Annotated in this window: 17 protein-coding genes; 3 read left to right on the top strand and 14 right to left on the bottom strand. The window is 29.1% G+C overall.

Features of this window, described 5'->3' with window-relative positions; translation table 11 throughout:
• Positions 1-35 precede the first annotated feature (35 nt).
• Positions 36-746 carry an amino acid ABC transporter permease gene (locus EPJ79_RS01470; protein WP_021958244.1) on the top strand — a complete coding sequence of 237 codons (711 nt, stop codon included), beginning with the start codon at positions 36-38 and terminating at the stop codon, positions 744-746.
• Complete coding sequence (locus EPJ79_RS01465; RefSeq protein WP_147738172.1) at positions 739-1467, top strand: amino acid ABC transporter ATP-binding protein; 729 nt, start codon at positions 739-741, stop codon at positions 1465-1467. Before EPJ79_RS01470 ends, EPJ79_RS01465 begins: the two co-directional genes overlap by 8 nt.
• A 260-nt stretch (positions 1468-1727) precedes the next feature.
• Here EPJ79_RS01465 and EPJ79_RS01460 read toward each other — a convergent pair whose 3' ends face one another.
• The 13 genes from EPJ79_RS01460 to EPJ79_RS01400 form a co-directional block, all read right to left on the bottom strand.
• Positions 1728-2231: a hypothetical protein gene (locus tag EPJ79_RS01460; protein ID WP_147738171.1), complete on the bottom strand. Its 504-nt coding sequence runs from the start codon at positions 2229-2231 to the stop codon at positions 1728-1730.
• Between the two features lie 2 nt (positions 2232-2233).
• Positions 2234-2644 carry a hypothetical protein gene (locus EPJ79_RS01455; RefSeq protein WP_147738170.1) on the bottom strand — a complete coding sequence of 137 codons (411 nt, stop codon included), beginning with the start codon at positions 2642-2644 and terminating at the stop codon, positions 2234-2236.
• Between the two features lie 12 nt (positions 2645-2656).
• On the bottom strand, positions 2657-3136 hold the full coding sequence (locus EPJ79_RS01450; RefSeq protein WP_147738169.1) for a hypothetical protein: 480 nt from the start codon (positions 3134-3136) through the stop codon (positions 2657-2659).
• Between the two features lie 31 nt (positions 3137-3167).
• On the bottom strand, positions 3168-6095 hold the full coding sequence (locus tag EPJ79_RS01445; protein WP_147738168.1) for a tetratricopeptide repeat protein: 2928 nt from the start codon (positions 6093-6095) through the stop codon (positions 3168-3170).
• Positions 6096-6129: 34 nt separating this feature from the next.
• On the bottom strand, positions 6130-6456 hold the full coding sequence (locus EPJ79_RS01440; RefSeq protein ID WP_147738167.1) for a YkvA family protein: 327 nt from the start codon (positions 6454-6456) through the stop codon (positions 6130-6132).
• Between the two features lie 26 nt (positions 6457-6482).
• Positions 6483-6734, bottom strand: coding sequence for a C2H2-type zinc finger protein (locus EPJ79_RS11780; RefSeq protein WP_147738166.1), 252 nt, complete (start codon positions 6732-6734; stop codon positions 6483-6485).
• Positions 6735-7114: 380 nt separating this feature from the next.
• Positions 7115-9607, bottom strand: coding sequence for an ATP-dependent Clp protease ATP-binding subunit (locus tag EPJ79_RS01430; RefSeq protein ID WP_147738165.1), 2493 nt, complete (start codon positions 9605-9607; stop codon positions 7115-7117).
• Positions 9608-9755: 148 nt separating this feature from the next.
• Positions 9756-10088 carry a hypothetical protein gene (locus EPJ79_RS01425; protein ID WP_147526678.1) on the bottom strand — a complete coding sequence of 111 codons (333 nt, stop codon included), beginning with the start codon at positions 10086-10088 and terminating at the stop codon, positions 9756-9758.
• Complete coding sequence (locus EPJ79_RS01420; RefSeq protein WP_147526677.1) at positions 10085-10654, bottom strand: RNA polymerase sigma factor; 570 nt, start codon at positions 10652-10654, stop codon at positions 10085-10087. The genes EPJ79_RS01425 and EPJ79_RS01420 overlap by 4 nt, the downstream gene beginning before the upstream one ends.
• Before the next feature lie 102 nt (positions 10655-10756).
• Positions 10757-12577 carry an ATP-dependent Clp protease ATP-binding subunit ClpX gene (gene clpX, locus EPJ79_RS01415; protein ID WP_147738164.1) on the bottom strand — a complete coding sequence of 607 codons (1821 nt, stop codon included), beginning with the start codon at positions 12575-12577 and terminating at the stop codon, positions 10757-10759.
• 37 nt (positions 12578-12614) lie between these two features.
• Positions 12615-13931: a 30S ribosomal protein S12 methylthiotransferase RimO gene (rimO, locus tag EPJ79_RS01410; RefSeq protein WP_147738163.1), complete on the bottom strand. Its 1317-nt coding sequence runs from the start codon at positions 13929-13931 to the stop codon at positions 12615-12617.
• A 49-nt stretch (positions 13932-13980) separates the two neighbouring features.
• Complete coding sequence (locus tag EPJ79_RS01405; RefSeq protein ID WP_147738162.1) at positions 13981-15309, bottom strand: helix-turn-helix domain-containing protein; 1329 nt, start codon at positions 15307-15309, stop codon at positions 13981-13983.
• Positions 15310-15337: 28 nt separating this feature from the next.
• Positions 15338-16000, bottom strand: coding sequence for a LolA family protein (locus EPJ79_RS01400; protein ID WP_147526713.1), 663 nt, complete (start codon positions 15998-16000; stop codon positions 15338-15340).
• Positions 16001-16952: 952 nt separating this feature from the next.
• On the opposite strand from EPJ79_RS01400, the gene EPJ79_RS01395 reads away from it, so the two are divergent.
• Positions 16953-17783: a hypothetical protein gene (locus EPJ79_RS01395; protein WP_147738161.1), complete on the top strand. Its 831-nt coding sequence runs from the start codon at positions 16953-16955 to the stop codon at positions 17781-17783.
• 492 nt (positions 17784-18275) lie between these two features.
• On the opposite strand, the gene ftsH is transcribed toward EPJ79_RS01395, so the two are convergent.
• The gene (ftsH, locus tag EPJ79_RS01390; RefSeq protein ID WP_147738160.1) at positions 18276-20372 is read right to left on the bottom strand and encodes an ATP-dependent zinc metalloprotease FtsH; all 2097 of its coding nucleotides are present in this window, start codon (positions 20370-20372) and stop codon (positions 18276-18278) included.
• Between the last annotated feature and the right edge of the window lie 59 nt (positions 20373-20431).

Genomic DNA, 20431 nt, shown 5'->3' with positions numbered 1-20431 from the left:
TTTAATTATAAAAAATTATATAAACGGAAAATTAAATGGAATATTTAGGGCTTCTTAAAGATATATTTTTTACTAACGGCAGATATATGTATATGATTAAGGGGCTTCTATTTTCCATTGGAACTACAGCTTTTGCCGCATTGCTTGGAATCGCGCTTGGAATATTTATAGCGCTTATGGAACTTTCGCATTTCTATCCGTTAAAAAATATAAAAGGATACGAAAATTTTAATCCTATTTCAAAATTGGCTTTTGGATTTGTCAATCTCATAAGAGGAACTCCCGCGGTAGTTCAGTTAATGATTTGGGCAAATGTAATTTTTATCGGTTCTTTAAGAAATACTCCAATATTATTAATTTCGGGAATTGCATTCGGCATAAACTCATCCGCTTATGTAGCAGAAATAATAAGAGCTGGAATTGAAGGACTCGATAAAGGACAGATGGAAGCCGCTCGCGCTTTGGGAATGAATTACGGTTTATCAATGAAAGAAATTATAATTCCGCAAGCTATAAAAAAAATACTTCCCGCTTTGGTTAGCGAGTTTATAACTTTGCTTAAAGAAACTTCTATCGTAGGATTTATCGGAGGAATAGATTTGCTTCGTTCGGCGAATATTATAACAAGTCAAACTTATAGAGGAGTAGAGCCTTTGATTGCAGTTGGAATAATATATTTAATATTGACTTCTATCTTTGCTCTGTTTATGCGAAATATAGAAAAAGGATTAAAGGAAAGTGATTAAAATAGAAAATTTACACAAAAGATTCGGCAAACTTGAAGTATTAAACGGAATTGATATTAATGTAGAAAAAGGCGAGATAATAGCGATAATCGGTCCTTCTGGAAGCGGAAAATCTACTTTTTTAAGATGCATAAACAGACTCGAAGAGCCTTCCGAAGGAAAAATATTTATTGACGGAGAGAATATTTTAAGCAAAGAAACGAATATAAATAAAATAAGAGAAAAAGTTGGAATGGTTTTTCAGCATTTTAATTTATTTCCTCATAAAAATGTTATAAAAAATATCACATTAGCTCCTATAAAAATTAAAAATTATTCTTTGGAATTAGCCGAAAAAAAGGCGGATAAACTTTTAAGCAAAGTCGGACTTTTAGAAAAAAAATACGCTTTTCCAAATCAACTTTCGGGCGGACAGAAACAGAGAATAGCAATTGCGCGGGCTTTGGCAATGGAGCCTGAAGTTATGCTTTTTGACGAACCTACTTCGGCGCTTGACCCTGAAATGATAAAGGAAGTTTTGGATGTTATGATTGAGCTTGCAAGAGAAGGAATGACTATGCTTATAGTGACTCATGAAATGGGATTTGCAAAAAATGTGGCGACAAGAATATTATTTATGAACGATGGTAAAATACTTGAAGACGAAAAACCCGAAGAGTTTTTTAATAATCCTAAACATAACAGAACTAAAGAGTTTTTATACAAAGTTTTGAATAAATAATTATTGATTATAATATTAAAACATTTTTAAATTTTTGTTTTTTATTAAATACTTTTAATTAATATTTTTTATAAAAAATTAATAGGCAATCGTATTATAAAATAGTTTATTGCGATAATATACTTTTTATATAAATTGTAAAAATAATATAATCAATTTGAAACTATCGTATCTTTACTTTAAAAATTAAAGCGCAATTATAAATATCTAAAACTTTTTCTTTACTTTTATCATATATTGCGAAAACAATTTTATAATAATTATTTTTTATTTTCTTTTACATACATATTATATTTTTCAAGTAATTTATTATAATATTCTAATTCTTCTTTATTAAATAATTTTGTATTTATAGCTTTTATATACGGATTGATTTTCGTTACAAAATAATTGACAGTTTCGTCAAAATCAACTTCAATTTTTTCACCGCTAACATATTTAACAGCTAATTTTTTATCCACATAGAAAGCCGAACTTCCTTTTGTCTCTCCTATGCCTTCATACAATGTAGCGACATAAATATCCGTAAAATCATATTTATTATTTTTAATCTTATATTCGCTTATAAACAAATACCAAAAATGAGGATATTCGGGGGATAAAATTAATAAATATCTTATTCCATCTACAATTACGACAATCATATCGCCATCGGACGAAAAAGCATAATCGACATTTCCCTGACTCCATTCTTTTACTATTTCCTTATTATTTCCAAAAATTAAACTATTTAAAATTAGAAATATAATTAAAATTTTTCGCATTTTTATTCTCCTTCTCTTCTTAATATATTTTGTATTAGACGCTCTAAACAATCAGGACATACCGTTTCGCCAATAAATGCAGAAAGCATAATAATATCATTTTCTTCCGCATATCCTTTATATTCCATAATAGTAGTTTCGCCGTCATATTTATCTTTTTCAGTAGGATACTCAATATATAAATAACAATTATAATTTTTACTTACTCCTATATCGGATGCTATAAGATATATAGAATTTACCCAAAGTGTATGTTCCAAATTTTCCGTTACAGTTATTTCTTTACATAACGAAGTCTCACCTATTCTAATTATTATTCCATTTTCTACATTTGATATTATATTAGCATTATAAATATGATGAATATTATCCTCTTTTCCTATAAAATAATTATGTATAATAGCGTATCCCATAAAATCTCCTTTTTACCTAATATTTGAACCATTTTCATTGCATGCTTCTCTAATAAATTCTAAAAAGCATTTATGACACATTTCATTTTCAGAATAAAATAATGACGAAAAAATCATTATAACTTTTCTTTCTGCATAGATATAAGCAGCTTCTTTTCTATTATTGAATTTATATAAATAATAATATAGCTTTGGGTTATAAAGTTTATTACGATATTCTTCTTTTGGAGTAAAAGTAAGCGTATGTTTTTCAAATCTATTAAAATCATTCATTTTAATATATTCATTACACAAAGGATATTTATTTATTTTAATGTCTATATAAATAGGCTTTCCTTTTTTAATGTTTTCGTCCAAACAATTTGTATATAGATAAATATTTTCATTTCTATAATAGATATATTCTAATTTTTCTATATTAATATCTTTTCTTGTTGATTTATAAATATGATATTTGCTATCTTTTTTATTGTATAATAAAGCATATTGCATATAAAACTCCTTTTAAATATTATTCTTTATCTCACTTCAAAAAATATTTTACAATATCCACAACGCCTTTAACGACTTCGGGGTCTACCTTTTTATATACTTCATTCACTGCGTCTATAGTGCTTGAAATTCCAGAAACAATACCGCCATTATTAGAGCCTCTACTTGAATATCCTATATTATTAAGATTATCTCTGGCTATTTCATTATCTGGGTCTATTCTAACGGCATTTGCATAAGCGTTTCTAGCCTCTTCTATTCTTCCTAAATTTGCCAAAGCTACGCCATAATTATTCCAAACATAAGAACTTATTTTAAATTTAATTAAATTTCTAAATTCTATATATTTTTCGTATGAAATAACCGCATTATCATAATCTTCAAAAATAGAATAAGCATATCCTAAATCACCATATCTATTTTCATCGAAATTTCCATTTTCAATAGATTTTTCAGAATATTTTATAAATTCCTCATATTCTTCATTTAGATAATATAAAAAATTCAAAGTGTCACTATAAAAGCTAATATTTGGATTTAATTCAATTGCTTTTTTAATTGCATCTTTAGCTTTATCATATTGGCTACTTTCCATAAAAATTTTACCAATTCCATAGTAAGCATTACTATTTGAAGCATTTAATTTTAAGGCTTCAATAAATGATTGCATCGCATCTTTATATAATTCCATATCATAATAAACCCATCCTAATGAAACAAAATACTCGTCATCGTTAGGATTTAATTGAGTCGCTTTTAGATACGAATTTATTGCGTTTTGGTATTGTTTATTATCTCTATATGCTCCACCTAATTCAAACCAATTGCCAGCATAATTGGGATTTAATTGTGTAGCCTTTAAGCCAGAATTTATAGCATCTTGATATTGGTTATTACGACAATATGCAATACATAGCCTATACCAATACTCTGAACTATCTGGATATAATTGAGTGGCTTTAACTAAAGACTCTATTGCATTTTGGTAATTTCCAGCAGTAATATATGAACGCCCCAACCAACACCAATTTGCAGCATTATTAGGATTTAGTTCTGAAGCTTTTAATAAAGAATTTATCGCTTCTATATTTTTATAACTTTTTGTAATTTTACAACCACTATAAAATCTTAAAATTTCTTCTTTATGTTGTTCTTTATTTTGATATGAACAACCCAACTCAAGCCAATTACCCGCATAATCGGGATTTAATTGCGTAGCCTTTAAACCAGAATTTATAGCTTCTTGATATTGTTCATTATTTTTATATGCAATGCATAATCTATACCAATACTCGGGACTATCTGTAACTAATTGAGTGGCTTTAACTAAAGACTCTATTGCCTCTTTATATTGTTTGTTATCGTTATATGAACGACCTAACCAATAATAATTACCCTCACTATTAGGATTTAATTCTACAGCTTTTAATAAAGAGTTAATAGCCTCTTGATATTGCCCATTTTTATAATATGAGTGTCCTAACCAAAACCAATTTAAATAATCATCAGGATTTAATTCTACCTCTTTTAATAAAGAATTGATAGCTTCTTGATATTGCCCATTTTGATTATATGAGCATCCTAATTCAAACCAACCAAATTTACTATCAGGATTCAATTCTACTGCTTTTAATAATGAATTTATAGCCTCTTGATATTGCCCATTTTTGTAATATGAACTTCCTAACCACTGCCAATTAAATTCATTATCAGGATTTAATTCTACAGCTTTTAATAAAGAGTTAATAGCCTCTTGATATTGATTATTAAAATAATATGAGTGTCCTAAAAAATAACAATTAAATTCATTATCAGGATTTAACTCTACGGCTTTCAATAAAGAGTTAATAGCCTCTTGATATTGATTATTAAAATAATATGAGTGTCCTAGCCACTGCCAATTTAAATAATTATCAGGATTTAATTCTACGGCTTTTAATAAAGAGTTTATAGCCTCTTGATATTGTCCATTTTCATAATATGAATTTCCTAACCAATGCCAATTTAAATAATCATCAGGATTTAATTCTACGGCTTTTAATAAAGAGTTAATAGCCTCTTGATATTGCCCATTTTGATTATATGAACTTCCTAACCACTGCCAATTAAATTCATTATCAGGATTTAATTCTACTGCTTTTAATAATGAATTTATAGCCTCTTGATATTGCCCATTTTGATTATATGAAGTTCCTAACCAATACCAATTAAATTCATCATCAGGATTTAATTCTACAGCTTTCAATAAAGAGTTAATAGCCTCTTTATATTGTTCGTTATCATTATATGAGCGTCCTAACCAATAATAATTACCCTCACTATTAGGATTTAATTCTACTGCTTTTAATAAAGAGTTAATAGCCTCTTTATATTGCCCGTTTTTATTATATGAACAACCCAACCAATTCCAATTAAATTCATTATCAGGATTTAATTCAACCGCTTTTTTAAATATTTCTATGGCTTTATCATATTCCTCATTTTCATAATCAGATTTTCCTTGTTCAAATAAATCGTCATCCTCTTTTTCTTCTTTTTCTTTTATAATCACTTTCTTAATAACTTTTTTCTTAATTTTAATAGGCTTGCCTTGTTCTTGCGTATTTAAACTTTTAGCAAAATTTTCAAGTTCTTTCGCTCTTTCGTCCGAAATTCCGTATTTTTCTTTTCTCTTGTTTAATATATTCCTTTCGCTTTCGTCTATAACTCCATCGTCAAGCATATCGACTAATAAATCGTAATAATCTTTTTCGCCGTCAGTTTCAAATTGCGGAGTTTTACTTTCCAAATATTCCTGCTTTGCAAAATCCTCTATTTCCTTTGCTCTTTCGTCCGATATTTGATATTTTTCTTTTCGTTTGTTTAATAAATCTCTTTCGCTACCGTCTATAATGCCATCGTCAAGCATATCTGCCAAAAGCTCATAATAATCTTTTTCTTCATTAGTTAGGTTTTCCATTTTTATTCTCCTTCTATCTATCTATTTTAATTATTTATTTAGTCACGACTTTAAATACCAACACTACCAAAAGAACTACAATCAATATTGCAATTCCGCCGATTATTAAAAGCCCCCACTTTAAATATTTTATTAATGTCCTTAATGAACTGTTAGCTTCTAATACTCCATTTTGAATGCCGTTAAGTCCTCCTACCAAAAGCAATAAAGCGTCTTCAAACCATCCGACAATCGGAATAAAATCGGGAACTAAATCTATTGGCGAAACTGTATATATTAAAGCCAAAATTAAAGGTATCCATGGTTTTATTCCTTGAGATGCTGGTTGATTTTCGTTATATTCGTTATTATATTCGCTCATAAAAATCTCCTTTATTTTTTAATTTTTTATAAAGCTGGCGCATGTTTACCTTTACAAAATCCATCTGGATGTCGAGGACATGATGAGGCTGTAAGCGGTTGTAGGGAAGAAAATTTCTTTCCGCAATATTTACAAAAATATTGAGACTTTTCGCTTCCTTCGTAAAGTTTATGCTTTCCTTTAGAAAAACCGTCAGGATGTTTAGGACAAAACGAACTTGTTAGTTGCGGTATAGATGTAAACTTTTTCCCGCAATATTCACAATAAAAATTTGACATAAATATATCCTTTCATTTTTAATATATTTTTAAATAAAAGCTTATTGAAGCCGTTATTTTCGTTATATAATAATTTGATTGAATAAACGATTTTATCAAATATGAGCTCAAAATAAATATAATAGTTTTTATAATTAATAAGTAAACATAAAATTTTAAAAAGTTTAAAGTGAAGCTGAGCTGAGCTGAGCTGAGCTGAGCTGAGCTGCTGCAGAATTTATTGTTTTTAGTATTTCATTTTTATTTAACATAGTTAAAATTATACAATATATTAAAAATAAGTCAAGCGTTAAATTAAAAAAAATTATAATTTTAAATATTAATAATTAGGTTAAAGCTATCAAAATAATAATATTTTTATGAATTAAAAAAATTAAAAATCAACTTTTCGATAATTCTTTATCTTCTGCTTTAGCGCACTTAATATAAGAAAACATTAAAGAATTTCCATGACTATCGACATTAATAATATCTCCGTCATCTATATGTCCGAATAAAATCTCGCCGCTTATATAATCTTCAATCTCTTTCTGTATCGCTCTTCTTAAACTTCTCGCTCCGTATTTTTTATCAAAACCTTTGTCGATTATATAAAGTTTAGCTTCGTCAGTTAAATTAATTATTATATTTCTTTCTTTAATCGATTCGTTCAATTCTTTAAGCATTATATCTATAATCTCTTTTAAATCTTCTTTCGTAAGAGTATGAAAAACTATAATATCGTCTATTCTATTTAAGAACTCGGGATTAAAATTCTGTTTCAATTCTTCTAAAGCAAAATTCTTTATATCATTAGCGTCTTTTTCGCTTCCTATGGCATTAAATCCTAAAGAACTTCCTTTAACAATATCTCTCGCTCCAAGATTACTCGTTATTATAATTATCGTATTTGAAAAATCAACCTTTCTTCCGAAATTATCGGTAAGCTGTCCTTCTTCCAAAACTTGCAAAAGTATATTCGTCACATCGGGATGAGCTTTTTCTATTTCGTCAAACAATATTAAAGAATAAGGTTTTCTTCTCACTTTTTCGGTAAGTCCGCCGCCTTCTTCATAACCTATATATCCTGGAGGCGCTCCTATAAGTCTGCTAACGGCGAATTTTTCCATAAACTCGCTCATATCTATTCTTATTAAAGCCTCACTATTTCCAAACATAAATTCCGACAAAACTTTTGCCAAAGCGGTTTTACCGACTCCCGTAGGTCCTAAAAATATAAAACTTCCCAAAGGTCTTTTTGAAGATTTTAATCCCGCTCTGCTTCTTCTTATCGCTTTAGAAATTGAAGAAATCGCTTCTTCCTGCCCTACTACTTTTTTATGCAATTCTTCTTCCATGCCTATTAATCTTTTGCTTTCGGAATTTAATAATCTTTTTACGGGAATATTTGTTATTTCGGATATTACATTTCTTATATCGTCTTCTTCGATTAATGTTTGAATTTTATCTCTTTCGCTCCTCCATTTTTCTTGTTTTTCTGAAAGTTTATCTTGCAAAGAACGAACTTCGTCTCTTAAACGAGCCGCTTCTTCAAAATTTTGGCTTTCTGCAAATTTCTGTTTTTCTTCGTCAAGTTTTTTTATTTCTTCTTCAATATCTTTTAATTCAAGAGGTCTTGTCATATTAATTAATCTCGCTCTTGAGCCTGCTTCGTCTATCAAATCTATAGCTTTATCGGGTAAATATCTTTCGGTTATATATCTTTTGCTTAAAACTACCGCCGCATTTATTGCTTCGTTAGTATATTTTACATTATGATGTTCTTCATATTGCGGTTTAATTCCGTTTAATATTTCAATAGCGTCTTCGATATTAGGCTCTTCTACATTAACAGGCTGAAATCTTCTAACCAAAGCGCCGTCTTTTTCTATATATTTTTTATATTCGTTAATTGTAGTAGCTCCAATACATTGAATCTCGCCTCTTGAAAGAGCGGGTTTTAACATATTGGCGGCATCCAGAGCGCCTTCCGCACCGCCAGCTCCGATTATAGTATGAAGTTCGTCTATAAATATTATTATATTATTCGCTTTTTTTATCTCCATAACTATATTTTTTATTCTCTCTTCAAATTCTCCCCTATATTTTGTTCCAGCGACTACGGAAGACAAATCTAAAGTTAAAACTCTCTTTTTAAGAAGAATATCGGGAACATCGGTTTCCACAATTTTTTCTGCTAATCCTTCGACTATAGCGGTTTTGCCGACTCCAGGCTCGCCTAAAAGTATTGGATTATTTTTCTTTCTTCTTGATAAAATTTGAACGACTCGCATTACTTCGTTTTCTCTTCCTATAACTTTATCTAATGCTTTTTCTCTTGCAAGTTTTGTCAAGTCTCTTGCAAATTGGTCTAAAGTGGGAGTTTTTACTTTTCTTACAACTTCATCTTGATGAGCTTGTTCGTTTGAATTTGTGGCGGCTACTCCTACTACTCCGATTACTTTCATTATTTCCTGTTTTAGAGAATTTAACTCTATTCCTAAACTTGTAAGAACATTATAAGCTACTCCGTTTTCTTCTCTCAATAATCCTAAAAGCAAATGTTCCGTTCCGATATAATTATGTCCGAATGCTTTCGCTTCTTCCGCAGAAAAAGCTATTAATCTTTGAACTCTTGGAGAGGTTGGAATTTGTCCAAATAATTTCGTATTTGAAGAAGATTTAGCCATTGAAGTTTCCAATTCTATTTTAAGTTTATCCAAATCTACTTTTAAATTTCTTAAAGATTTTATGGCTATAGATTCAGGTTCTCGAAGCAAACCCAATAAAACATGCTCGGGAGTCACTTGGTCATGATTTAATCTTTTCGCTTCTTCTTGAGAGTAAAAATCTATAACTACTTTAGCTCTTCTGGTTAAATGAAATTGCCACATAATTGTTATCCTAATTTATAACTTAATCTATTATATATTTAATATATTATTTATTCAAGTAAGAAAATATAAATTTATTATAATTATCGGTTTTAATAAGAAATTTAATATACAAATATTTAAAAACCTATAATTACATATTTATAAATCAAATAAAACTATTATTAGAAATATTAACTATAGGAGCATTTACTCTATTATTTGAAGCCGTATTATTATTTTCATTTACGGCATTTGAAAACAACAGAGAAAACATTAAAGCCACAATTATGGCTATAGATAAAACAAATGAAAGTTTTTTAGAACACATAAAAGAATATAATTTATCTGCAATATTATAATCTTTAATATCGTTAGTTTTTTCAATTCTAGCTATGCTTAAAAGATGCTGCCATTCTCTATCGGGTAAAGTTGGCAACTCAAAATAAGATTTTCTTTTTTCAATTCTGTTTTTAAATTTCATAATCTCATATAGTTTCATAAAAGAGTCCTTTCTTTTTCTAATAAAGATTTCATTTTTTTAAGCGCATAAGAATAATTGCTTTTAGCCGAATCGCTTGAAATATTAAGTATATTTGCAATTTCCTTATACGAATAATTTTCATAATATCTCAATATAAACACATCCCTTTGCTTTCCTTTCAATTTCATAGAAGCGCTATAAATTTTTCCCTGCAAATAAACTCTTTCATATTCTTTTTCCGTGTTATATCTTTTATCGTCAACAATATCTAATTTTTCAAGATAAGGCGATTCTCTTCTATAGGCTTTTGTATACATATTTATAGCCGTATTGCTTATTATTCTGTATAGCCAACCCTTAAAATAATTTCGCTCTTCATATCTTCCTATCGCTTTATAAACGCGAATCAAAACATCCTGCGTTAAATCCATAGCGTCTTCATAATTATGCATAAAGCGATAAGATATATTAAAAATATAATTTTTATATCTCGTTAATAATATATCTAAAGCTTCATTATTGCCTTTTTTATATTCTTCTATTAACTCATAATCTTTGAGCGATTCTTTTTCTTTTATTTCCATCTTCTGCAAACTCCAATTCTAAATTTATAACTTTATTTTCTATCTTGTTTTACTTTCAATTATTTATACTATATATAACAAAAAAATATATATAAAGTAAAATCAAGCCATATAGTTTTTATCGTCTTTTTTCGCAATATTAATATTAGATTTTTTTAATATATCTTCTTTATTTGAAATTACAGTTTCTTTTTTATTAAATACTTCTTCAATATCGTCTCTCGTTAAAGTTAGAGAATTTCCTTTTATTCCGTCCAAATTAAATAATATATTAACCATTGCCGTTTCGACTATACTTTTTAATGCTCTCGCTCCCATATCCATTCCCGAAGCTCTATCGACTATATAATTTATAGCGTCATCGGTTAATATTAATTTTTTTCCTATGCTATTAAAAAAATCTACATATTTTTTAATCGGCGATTCTGAAGTTTTAATTAAAATATCTTTCAAATTATCTTTAGTAAGTTCGTTAAGAGTAACTATTATAGGTATTCTTCCTATGAATTCTGGTATCATACCGTATTTTTCCACATCTTTAACATCCACTTGACTTAATATTCTATTTTTTTGCAATTTATTTTTATTTAAAATAGCGTTAGAACCGAAACCAAGACCGCTTTCGCCTTTCAATCTCATTTTTATTATATCTTCCAATCCTATGAAAGCCCCTCCGAATATGAATAATATATTTTTCGTATTCATAATAATTCCATCGCTCGAATGCATCATTCTTCTATCTCCAAACTCGGGAACTCTTATATCCTCTCCATTCATCATAGAAAGTAAAGCCTCCTGAACCGCTTTATCGGAAGGATTGCCCGTAGTAGATTGATGAGGCTCCGCCTTAGCTATCTTATCAATTTCGTCTAAAAATACTATACCGTATTGAGCCTTATCTAAATCACCGTTAGCTTTTCTATATAAATTATAAAGAACTACTTCGACATCATCTCCAACATACCCCGTTTCAGTAAGAGTGGTAACATCCGCTCTTGAAAATGGAAGCCCCAATATTTCGGCTAAAGTTTTTACCAAATATGTTTTACCGACTCCAGTGGGACCTATCATAAGTATATTCGAGCGAAAAGGAATATCTTTATTTCCGTTTATTCTTAAGCAATGCAAATACGCGTGAACGGATAAAGCTTTTTTAGCTTCGTCCTGCCCTATTACAGTTTTATTTAATTCATTTACAATTTCTTTTGGCGTTAAAATATTGAATTCTTTTGTCGCTTTTTTTCTCGCTCCCGTTTTAATATCTATGATTACAGAATTATTTATATTTTCCGCGTTAATAATTTCAGATATAATATCGTATTTATCTTTTTCTAAAAATGCAAAAACTATTTTAGAGTTAATAAAAGTCACTAAAGTATTTGTTACTTCAAGCAAACCTATACTCGGATAAGGTTCATGCGATAGAGTCAATATTCCTGAAGACATTAATTTTCCGTCATTTTCAAAATAATTATATTTATTTATATAAATGTCGGAGTCGATGCTTATAAGTTCTAAAATTCTTCTAACTGAAATTGCCGACATAGAATCTCCGTAAATCGTATAAACTATAAGGCAATATAATATAAACCTTTCGTCAGTATTTAAATCAATCTCTTCAATAAATCTCTCTATATTAAAATTATATTTCTTAAAAGAATCTATTTTTTTTAAATCTACTTTCAAAGAATTAATTAATAATCCGACTTCGTTATTATTATTATTTATAGTTTTTTCATTATTTGAAATCATCTCTTCTTCATAGCCTAAAGTTCTGTCTATATTATTTGATAATCTTCTTGTCATATCGTTTTTATCGGATATGAGATTTAAAGTATAGACTATTTTTGTAACTGTATCGAAATAAACTCTAAAAGCGTCTTCTCTGCTCGAATATTCGTTATCGTTTATCTTTTTCTTCATTTTATTTAATTTACTCCCAATATTCTTAAAACTAAAATCAATTAATATAATCGCCTATTAAATCGTATTCGGTATTATGTTTTATATCGACTTTAATAATATCTCCCGCTTTTATATTATCATTTCCGTTATAAACTTCAACATATCCGTCAACTTCTGGCGCGTCATAAATGCTTCTTCCTATAAATTTATCGTCTTCTTTTTTTTCAATCAAAACATCTATAGTTTTTCCAATAAATCTTGATAATCTCTCTTCCGAAACTTCAATCGCCGTTTTCATTAATTTTTCTCTCAAAAATAATTTTTTTCGTTTGCTAATTTTAGTTTTATTTATAAGCAAAGCATCCGTTCCGTCCTCTTCTGAATATGTAAATACGCCTACTCTATCGATTTTAGCGTTTTTAATAAATTTTAAAAGCTTCTTAAAACTCTCTGAAGTTTCACCTGGAAATCCGACTATAAAAGAAGTTCTTATAACGGCATTATCGTCAAACTTACGAATTTTATCAATCATATTTCTATAAAATTTATATCCTCTGTTTCCTCTATTCATATCTTTTAATATATTTTTATCGACATGTTGCAAAGGAATATCGAAATAAGGCAAAACTTTATCAATTTTAAAAAAAGATTCTATTATTTTGTCGGTTAAAATAACGGGATTTTGATATAAAACTCTTATCCATTCAATTCCTTCTACTTCCGATAAACTTTTAAGCAAATTGGGTAAAGCCAATTTTTTATATAAATCGTATCCATAATAAGTTGTTTCTTGAGCTATTAAATTAATCTCTTTAACTCCGTTTTGAGAGTAATTTTTAACTTCTTTAACTATATCTTCAATTTTTCGACTTCTATGTTTTCCTCTTATGCTTGGAATGGCGCAAAAACTACAATTCGCATGACAACCATCGCTTATTCTTATATATGCGCTATGCAAACTTCCCGTATTTATTCTTTCGTTATATTCTTTATAAGAAAGATTTTCTTCAGCGTTATGAAATCCGTCTTTTTCTATAGCATCCAATATATTATTAAGATTATGAATTCCTATTGCAGAATCGACTTCTTTGAACATTTCTAAAAAATTTTCTTTATATCTTTCGCTCATGCAACCTGAAACTATAAGCCTTTTGCATTTTCCATATTTTTTATAAATCGAATGCTCGAATATAGAATCAATCGACTCTTTTTTAGAATCTTCAATAAAAGCGCAAGTATTTATTATTATAATATCCGCTTCTTCGGGATTATCTATAATATTATATCCTTTATTTTTAACTATGGCTAATATATGCTCGCCATCAACTGTATTTTTTTCGCATCCCAAATTTTGTAAATATATATTATGCAATATGCTTTCCTTTTGTAATTTAATTTAAATAAAATATAAATAAAAAATTCTATCTCGTATCGGACATAATTAAATTATATTTTGTAGAATCGCCAATATCTTTAATCCATTTTATAGTTTTATTTACAGTCTCGCCCGCTTCTCCGACATTTACAATATTTCCATTAACTTTAACTATAACTTCTCCCGCATTTCCTATAGTAAGCATTATAACATCGCTTGCAGTCAAATTTATAGTTTTTCCGCTTAATAAATTTTGAGTCGCTGGCGCGCCCGAATCTATAAAATATCTAACATAAACAAATTGTTTTGCAGTTATTTCAATTTTAATATCTTCTTTTTCAACATTTCTCATTATATAAGTATCGCCGTCAATTACTTGAAAATTAGAAGCTATAGCGGTTGTATTTTGAATATTATTACTAAAATTATTATTGCTATAGACAATGCCCGCGTTTATCATTTGATTTTCTTCAAGTTTTTCCATTTCAACGGTAGCTAAATTATCGTAAATTTCTATAACGCTAATCTTAAAATCGTCAATTCCGTTTCCGCTTAAATCTAATATTATAGGACTTCCTTTTGATAAAGTTAAATCCTGCCCGTTAATATTTAAATGTATAGCGTTTCCTATAGAATTAAATTTAATATTTGCAGATATTCCAAGAGGTTTAAAATTTATAATATCTCCCGATTTAACATTCTGTCTCGATACGCTATTATTAACTATATTTCTAACTATTTCAACTTCGTTTTTTCTGTTATCGTTATTATTTTTTCTTCCTATTATTCCACTAAAAGATACAAATATAACCAGCAAAATAACCAATATTGCAAGAACGACTATAATGGGAACTATTGGAAAACTTTTTCTTCTACTTCTCAATCTGTCTAAATCTCTTCTTGTTGTTGCAAGTAAATCGGATTCTGCATTACTTATATTGCTTCGTATTTTTGGTTTTACTTTATTAAATTCTTCGTTTACATTTGAAATAGCGGCTTTTTTTATTTCTATATTTGTAGCTTCTGAAGAAGAAATAGCGCTATCTTCAATTTTTTTTTCTTTCTTTGTTTTTGATTCTTTCTCTTTTTTTGTTGGCTTTGCGTTTTTGTCGGATTTATATAAATCTTCTTCAAATCTATCTTCGTTTATTTGCAAATTATATCTTTCTAAAACTTTATCGGAGTCCAACAATAATTTATCGCTTATAGTTTTAATAAAACCTTTTACATATATTTCGCCTGGCAATTTATCAAATTCGTTGTTTTCTAAAGCTTCTATATATCTTGATACTATGCGAGTCTTTTTCTCAAGCGACTCTATAGTAAGTCCTTTTTTTTCACGGGCATTTTTTAATATTTCACCTACAGTTTCCATAAAAATCCTTCTGCTTAACAATTTTTACTTAATTATTCGGAACTAAACCGTCTTTTAAAACTTGCATCTCTTCGGGTATTTCGGGAGTAAAAATCTTATCTTCAAGTTTCAAGTTGTATCTAATCGAAGTAAATAAATATTCTACGGGAGTATTTATAGCAGATATTCCTAATATTCTTATAATCATTCCGTCTCCGTCAACCCATAAATGTATAATCGGAAATCCTGTTCTGTCAACGCTTGCCTGTTTTGGAGTTAAAAGCATGTGATAAGCGAGTCTATTATCTTCCGCCGTATAATAAGAACTATCATAACCCGCTATATTTAATTCCTTCCCGTCAAAACTTTTTACAGGTTTTAATTCCCTCTCTTTATAAAAATTTACATTATATTTTGAAGTTAATCTTGAAATTCCCGCTTTAGTATAAATCGCTCCCGTATCTCCATAATTTAATGTCTGTTCGCTCACTATATTTTTTTTAGGAAATATTATCCATAAAGTTTTACCATCGCAATAAATTTGTTGTCCGTTAGTGCCTGCAGAATATTCCAACTTAAAAAGATTTGGATTTTTTGAAATTATATTTCCGTAATTGATTCTGTTTCCATTTCTTTCGGCAAAAGCGGCGTAAAAATTGTCTATAGTTGCAAATCTATTTGAAATCATACTAACGACTTTTTCAGGAGTCATTATTTGCGAAAATAAATTCATTCCAAATATAATGAACGATATAAATATAAAAAAGCATTCCCTCATTTTTCAACTCTTATGCCAAAGCAATTAATTTCTAAATATAGTTATTATATAGTAAAAAATATAAAAAACAAGCATTTATTTAGATTTTCCTTAAAATTGATTTTTACTATATGCATAATGAAAATTGTCATTTGTCGAAGGCGTCCATTTTGAAACGAGGATTTGAAAGCAATACAGCGAATAGAGATTTTATTATTTTTGGATTGCTTCACTTCGTTCGCAATGACGAATTGGTAAAATTGCAATGAAGAAGTATAAAAATTAGTTTACTTTTTAAAAAGTTTATTATCTTATTAATATATTAAAAGAATAAATTTATTTGACTTATGATTAATATTTAATTTATATAGATTATTATAATTAATATTGAATTTATAAAAATTATTATGATTTGATTTAAATTTATAAAATTATAATCCGATAAATTAAGTAAAAAAAATGTATAATGTTTATAGATTTTTTTTAATTGAAAGAGTGAAAATGTATTAAATGTATGATAAAAATTAAAAGATTTATTAATATTTCAGAAAAATGGGATGGAAAATGAAAATTTGCGCGATAAATAGCTTGACATTTATTTTGTTTATGTTATATTTTTCTCAAATAAATCGCCGAACTAAAAATTCGGAATTGAGGTGTTTAACTTTGAATAATGTGATTGACGCGAGACGCGAGACGCGAGACGCGAGACGCGAGACGCGAGACGCCCTTACTATGTCTTAAAACTTACTTCGCTTGTAGTTTATTTTTTCACTGCAAAACTTTTTATTACAACTTTAACGAAATTATATTTTATTTGGCTTGCAACCTTGCAGGCTTTTTATTTGGTAAATCCTCAAGCTCAAAAGCTTGTTCATTTAAAATTAAATTATAAAGGAGAGTCATCATGACTAACAAAAACATTTTAAAAATTTTAGTAATAATGATAGCGGTATTATCATTATTCGCGGTAAGCTGTAGAAAAAGCGGAGGCGGAGGAGACCCAACGCCACAAAATCCTAATATGAGTATTGGGAATTTGCTGATTATTTCAACTAACGGAAAAGACACGGTTCAAGGAATTTCTTTGCGATTTGATTATGCAGACGCAACTGTATCAGATGTAGTAATCGATGCAACAAACGATATGAATGACAGCATAAAAAAAGACAATTTCTTAATTGAGAATAATACTTTGAAGTTAACGAATGTTGATTTAGATACAAAAAAAGCAGCGGTTTCCAATTTTGCAACTTTAACTTTTTCTCTAACTCCAAATTCGTCTACTCCGATTACTAAATATACCGAAACGGCGAATATTTATATTGGAAAAATGCAAACTAATATCGGCACTAATGACTTTGCAAAACAATTAAGTGGTGCAGGTAAAATTGACAATGACAAAGACTTGTTTGGCGATAAAAATAAAGAGCAAAAAATTCAATTTGATTTTAATCCCGAACTTAGCAAAGATAGCAATAATTATTTAGTTTTCACTAATAGTAAGGAAGGCAGTAAAGATAATTTAATATCTAAAGACAAATTCTATAGTAACTTTAATGAACTAATAAAAACTACTTGGCAAAGTTTTGGAGATTCTTATTCAATCGAAACTTCTATTGAAGACAAAACTAATGCTATAGTGAAACTTAAATTTGAGCCAGCTACTTTTTATGAACCGTATATGTTTAAGTTCATTATGACAAATGGAGAGTTTGTTTCAACTAACGCAAAGTAAATAATTTTAATAAAATTTTACTTAAAAAAATAAAGTGGGATAATAATTTAGGACAATAATAATTGTAAAATATAAGTCAATCAATTATTAATAAATTTTGTTAAACTCCTCATTGTAAGTAGTTTTTGCTTGCAGTGAGGGTTTGATAAAGTAGTTTATAAAAGTTGAGGGTTTAAGTTGCGGTTTTTAGGTTGCGGTTAGAAAATTCTTTTTTTATATTATTGAAGGAGCTTGTCTGAAATGGGCGAGCTTCTTTTTTTTGTTGTTCGTTAGTTTAAGGTTTTAGAGGTTTTTATTTATATTAAAAAAGTAAAAGGTTTTTATGGGTTGTTTGGCTTTTGCCCGACTTGTCGCATTATCAATTGCAATAACAATTTTTTATAAAGTAAAAAATATAAATAAAGTTAACATTAAAAATTATTTATAAAAACAGTTAAATAAAAATTACCGCAATATTAATAAATACTACGGTAATTAATGAAACATTTATTTTTATTCTTCTTTCTTTTTCTTCGGATTAATTTTTTTCATTGAAGTAGTTTTTTTTATCATTTTAGCAGACTTTTCTTCGTCTTCGCTTTTTTTAACGGTTTTAAGCGGGCTATTAAAAACCTCTTCCTTAACGCTTTTTACATCTCTATCTTGATAATCGCTATCTTCAAGTTCATCCGTTCCTCTTTTAGGGTCCTTTCCTGCATATACGAGTTTATCTTTTACTCTATCAAGTTTAACTTCGCATATTCTCTCTATATCTTCTATATCCAAAGATTCTTTTTCAAATAATTCCTTCGCTAAACTTTCAAACTTATCAGAATTTTCTTTAAGAAGTCTTTGAGTTCTTTCATAAGCTTTCATAACAAATCTATGAACTTCTTCGTCTATTTTTTGAGCTGTCTCTTCGCTATAATCTTTATGTCTTGCAATCTCTTTTCCTAAAAATATAGGCTGTTCTTTCTGTCCAAAAGCGATTGGTCCAAGCTTACTCATTCCCCATTCGCAAACCATCCTTCTTGCCATTTCCGTCACTCTTTCAATATCGTTTGAAGCTCCCGTAGTAACCGAATCTTCTCCAAATTTAAACTCTTCGGCGACTCTTCCTCCCAAAAGTAATGACATTTCGTCTATAGCTTTTTTTCTCTGTAAAGTATATCTTCCGTCAGATGGCAAAGTCCAAGTAGCGCCTAAACTTCTTCCTCTCGGCACAATAGTCACTTTATGCAAAGAATCGGTATTTTGAAGTAAAACCGCCATTAAAGTATGTCCCGCTTCATGATAAGCCGTATTCAATTTTTCTCTCTCGCTTATTAATATGCTTCGTCTTTCTGGTCCCATCATAACTTTATCTCTCGCTTCCTCAAAATCGGGAAGTTCAACTCTCGGTTTATCGTTTCTTGCGGCAATTAAAGCGGCTTCATTAACCATATTGGCAATATCCGCTCCCGAAAATCCAGGAGTCGCTCTCGCTAAATGATACAAATCTATTGAAGGGTCATGTTGTATTTTTGAAACATGAACTTTAAATATTCCCTCTCTTCCTTTAACATCGGGTAAATCAACCACAACTTGCCTGTCGAATCTTCCAGGACGAAGTAAAGCTGGGTCCAATACATCGGGACGGTTAGTCGCTGCAAATATTATTATTCTTGTGTCGGTATTAAATCCGTCCATTTCTACTAACATTTGGTTTAAAGTCTGCTCTCTTTCGTCATGTCCGCCTCCGTATCCAGCGCCTCTCGTTCTTCCAACCGCGTCAAGCTCGTCTATAAATATTATACAAGGAGCGCTTCTCTTTCCCTGCTCGAATAAATCTCTAACTCTCGAAGCTCCTACTCCGACAAACATTTCAACAAATTCAGAACCCGACATGCTGAAAAACGGAACATTTGCCTCGCCCGCAACCGCTTTTGCAAGAAGAGTTTTACCCGTTCCTGGAGGACCTACCAATAAAACGCCTTTCGGTATTTTAGCGCCAAGTTTAGTAAATTTAACAGGGTCTTTTAAAAATTGCACAACTTCGACTAATTCTTCTTTAGCTTCTTTACATCCTTCTACATCCTTAAAAGTTACTTTAACATCTTCTTTAGTCAATAATCTAGCTCGGCTTTTTCCAAAACTCATAGCTCTATTATTTGAGCCTTGAACCTGCCTAAACATAAAAAACCATAATAAAAATCCTATGGCAAGAATCGGAAGCAAATTAACAAGTATTATACTAAAATAACTCGGTTTATTTTCTTCTCCTTTGACTTTTACATTATTTTCTATAAGCAAATCTACAAATCCGTTTGCAGTAAAAGGTATAAAAGAATAAAAACTTGTTTCGTTTATTTTACCGTTAACCGTTTCAAAGGCTTTGCCGTTTCTTATATTTTGGTCGACTATCGTTACTTCGGTTACCGCTCCTTCTTTAACTTTTTGAACTACGGTAGAATAATCCCATTCAACAGCTTTCTCTTGAGGATTTTTTTGAAAATACATAACCGCCATAACTACAACCATAGTTAGAAGCAAAACTATTATTATTTGATTTCCTCCGCCTCCAGATTGAGGCATTGGGCTTTTTCTATTATTATTTTTTTTATTGCTCATATATTAATTCTCCATTATTTAATTCTATTAATTTATATTTAAAATCTAACTTTTTATCT

It is taken from the genome of Brachyspira aalborgi, from assembly GCF_008016455.1.
Taxonomy (GTDB): domain Bacteria; phylum Spirochaetota; class Brachyspiria; order Brachyspirales; family Brachyspiraceae; genus Brachyspira; species Brachyspira aalborgi.
This window is presented reverse-complemented; position numbering and strand designations above follow the sequence as displayed.